This window comes from Syntrophales bacterium (assembly GCA_030655775.1).
Taxonomy (GTDB): Bacteria; Desulfobacterota; Syntrophia; order Syntrophales; family JADFWA01; genus JAUSPI01.
In genome coordinates this window covers 1-3386 of record JAUSPI010000202.1, presented here as the reverse complement: position 1 = coordinate 3386, position 3386 = coordinate 1, and the positions used below count along the sequence as shown (strand labels likewise).

Sequence of the window (3386 nt, the reverse complement as noted above, 5' to 3'; positions counted from 1 at the left end):
GCCGGCAAAGAGATCGAAGATGTAGTCCCGGTTGCGGATCAGCCAATCCTCGGGAAACAGGGTCTCAAACATCCGGTACGCCTGTTCTTCCTGGGTTCCGGATTTATCAAACATTTTCCGGACCACGTCGTCGCTTGGTTGAACGGCTTCTTGACCGCCGCAGTCCGCCGCGTAAAGAACCAGCCGGTTGACTTTTTCCGGATGGCGCAACACCAGTTCCTGGGCGATTTCCGTGCCCATCGACCACCCCAGGACATGGGCCTGTTCAATCCCCAGGGCGCTTATCAATCCCGCCGTGTCGTCAGCGAACTGTTCGATGGTGAACTCACGGATACCGGCGGTTGTTTTTCCCATGCCGCGGTTGTCGAAAACGATGACCTGGTACCTGGCGGAAAGCTCCGTGATGACGGTGGGGTCCCACATATCCATGGTGCCGCTGAACCCCATAATCATGACCAGCGGATACCCTTCGCCGTAGGTCCAATACGCCATCGTGATATCGTCAACCCGTTTCGTATTGTCCGTGGATTCGCATCCGCACACGATTGCCAACGCGAGTAACGGTAGGGATAATCTTTTCTTCATCGATGAATCCTTCTGCGGTAGAAGAAAATGGCATCGGGACGAAACTGTCCGACCCCCACTTTCAATATCACAGTATCAGGGCAAAAATGTTTTAATTTATGGTTTGACCCTGATTCTTATCCAATTGAAATCATGCGTGTCCAAGCCTTCTGGGAAGGGTGCTGTCTGTTTCGGCGAAGCGTTTCATCAGCAAAACCAGCAAATCACGTTTTGTTTCTTTGTATTCGGAACTGTCCCATAAATTATATAGTTGGCACGGGTCATTCTCCAGATCAAAGAGTTCACCGTATGATTCCCCAATATAAGCAGTCAGATGATACCTTTCAGTTATAACTGTACGCTGGCGCATACCCAGGTAGTCTTCGTCATTTTCGGCTATTACCGAATCTTGTACTTTATCTACCACACCTGTAAGAAGAGGAACAAGTGATTTCCCTGGCCACGGCAGCCGTTGCTGTTCAGCTTCAGGAGAGGGGGGCGTGTTTCCCTCCGGAACCTGGACTCCTGCCAATTCCAGTATCGTGGGGGCAAAATCTAAGTGGCTTATGAGTGCTTTTGTGACTTTATTTTTGCCAAATATTTTCGGACAGTACCAAATAGACGGAACCCGCAATACGCCGTCAAGATGTGTTGGTGGCATATTGTGCATCCAATGGTCTCCGAGCATTTGTCCATGGTCAGACATCACCACGATTACGGTATTTTCCATTAATCCGTTGTCTTCTAGTTGACGTAATACGCGTCCGACCATTTCATCCCATTGGGTGATAATACCGTATACAACCCGCTGCGCCGCAATTTCAAGATCGCGTGGAACATTTGTCTTCGCCCGGCGACCGGCAGTAAACAGATTTTCATTGAACATCTTTTTATAGTGAGGTGGCAAGGAATCCAATTCCCCTTCTCTACGGACTAGTTCAGGTATCTTTGCGGATTTATACATGCTATAATAAGGCTCAGAAACAGAAAACGGAGGGTGTGGATCAGGAATAGAGTGCCAAAGAAAGAACGGTTTCCCGGATGCCTTTGCTGATTTGAAAAATTTCTCTGAGCATTCTGTCGCCCATCGCGTATAATGCAATTCAGGCGGCAAGCGGACTGGGTAAGTCTTCTCAGGAATATTCAATATGCCTTGAGGATTAATTTTGATTCCGGCAGGCGGCCGGACAAGATTCATGAAGTCAGGCTCACGTTCTTTAAGCCACCGGCCATAATTGCCTGACCACCATCCACAAAGAACATCCGTTGTTTCAAAACCGTAATATGGCTGGGGCAATTGCTTTATCCTGCCGCTGTCCCATAACGCGATAGCTTCAGGCCACTCTTCAGGAATAAGTTTTTCAAGGTCATAGTTTTTATTGGGCATCCATGGGTTCACGTGGATTTTGCCAATACTGTGTGTTCCGTACCCGGCTTGCGTTAAAGCTTCGGTAATAGTGGGGATATTTCTTTTGAGAGGTATCCCATTGCAGCGAACACCGTGTCCGCGGGGAGTACGCCCGGTAAGCCAAGTCGAACGAGTAGCCATGCACATAGGCTGAACAGTATAACAGCGGTCGAAGCGCACTCCATTTGCCGCGAGTCTGTTGATATTTGGTGTCTGGACTATCGGGTGTCCGGCACAACCCATTAAATCAAATCTAAATTGATCTGCCACCAGACATACAAAATTGAGTTTCTGCTCGCTCATGTCCTGCTTTACTTCGATAATTTTTTTACAGCTTCAGAATAAATTTTATCTATTGCTAATTTTTTTGATTCATCCAATGAAAAAGTGTATTTTGAAAGCAGCTCTTTCTTCCTTGCGGTAATCTCCTTCAAGAGCCGGGAATAGGTTCTATCTTTTAACACCGAATTCTCATTAATGTCAAGTTTCATGGCCAAGTTCTTACCCCGCCCCGGGCGAGGTAAATCAAAAGCCCGGCGTCAATCCTGGCCTTCCTCAAATGCTCGCCGAATGTCTTCGGATTCTCCGGATAATCCTTACGGAATACGGCTTTTGACAGCATCCTCTCAATGTGGTAGGTATTTCTCAATGAAAACGAGTAGTAGTTCTGTCCTGAATGGATGTCCCTGCGGGTATTACGGCGACTCGAAACACAATTTCCGCTGTACGCCGTTGCAGATTCAGAACCCAGGCGAGAGCGCTTCCTGCCCGCAATGCTACGTCCGTCAGCTGACGGATTGCAGGCGGGCGCCCAGGCGAGTAGGATGAAACACGGAAAACGCATCTTAAAAAAAACCGAAATTCACCCGCCTCATTAACTCCTCCTGCCGTCGCAAGGTTGTCTCCGAGCGATCGGATGAACTGCTAAACAGCAAGCGGATCACTTAATTTTGCACGATTGGATGTTTTTGACAGGATTAACAAGATTAACAGGATTGATGGGCAGGGAAAAAGGCAGGCTAAAATTGACAAGAGCATGGAGAGGTTTATCAGAAAATCCTGCAAATCCTGTAAATCTTGTCTAAGATTGCTTGCCTCAAATCCACTTTATCAAGCTGAGTAGTTACTTTTGGAACTGATATGGTGATTCCTTTTACCCGTAAGATGCTGATGGACTGGGGCGGAGCCGACGTGTTTCAGGCCGGCCTGGCCATGTTTGAGAAGGGCCTTGTCCAGGCCGTGACCTATGAGCACCCCATGGTCAAGGGTACGGTCAAGGTCGGCGCAGGAACGCTGGCCTGTCAGTTCACCCTGCGGCCGAAAGGGGGCGCCGAGAACCAGTGCCGCTGTTACAATTGCCGGGAGCGTTCCCTGACCTGCGTTCACATGATCGCCGTCGGCTTGGAACTTCTCC

The 3386-nt window shown here is 48.7% G+C and carries 6 protein-coding genes; 1 reads left to right on the top strand and 5 read right to left on the bottom strand.

Features of this window, described 5'->3' with window-relative positions; all coding sequences use genetic code 11:
* The 4 genes from Q7J27_10865 to Q7J27_10850 form a co-directional block, all read right to left on the bottom strand.
* Positions 1-585 (bottom strand): alpha/beta hydrolase (locus tag Q7J27_10865; protein MDO9529644.1); only part of this gene is annotated, 585 nt, incomplete at its 3' end.
* A gap of 130 nt (positions 586-715) precedes the next feature.
* Positions 716-2275: a sulfatase-like hydrolase/transferase gene (locus Q7J27_10860; GenBank protein MDO9529643.1), complete on the bottom strand. Its 1560-nt coding sequence runs from the start codon at positions 2273-2275 to the stop codon at positions 716-718.
* Positions 2276-2283: 8 nt separating this feature from the next.
* The gene (locus Q7J27_10855) at positions 2284-2436 is read right to left on the bottom strand and encodes a hypothetical protein (protein ID MDO9529642.1); all 153 of its coding nucleotides are present in this window, start codon (positions 2434-2436) and stop codon (positions 2284-2286) included.
* Positions 2437-2459: 23 nt separating this feature from the next.
* Entirely contained in the window at positions 2460-2816 is a 357-nt protein-coding gene (locus Q7J27_10850; protein ID MDO9529641.1) for a hypothetical protein, read from the bottom strand.
* 118 nt (positions 2817-2934) lie between these two features.
* Here Q7J27_10850 and Q7J27_10845 point away from each other — a divergent pair, with 118 nt between their 5' ends.
* Positions 2935-3057 carry a hypothetical protein gene (locus Q7J27_10845; protein ID MDO9529640.1) on the top strand — a complete coding sequence of 41 codons (123 nt, stop codon included), beginning with the start codon at positions 2935-2937 and terminating at the stop codon, positions 3055-3057.
* A gap of 25 nt (positions 3058-3082) precedes the next feature.
* Here the strand turns inward: Q7J27_10845 and Q7J27_10840 are convergent.
* Positions 3083-3386 (bottom strand): hypothetical protein (locus tag Q7J27_10840; GenBank protein ID MDO9529639.1); only part of this gene is annotated, 304 nt, incomplete at its 5' end.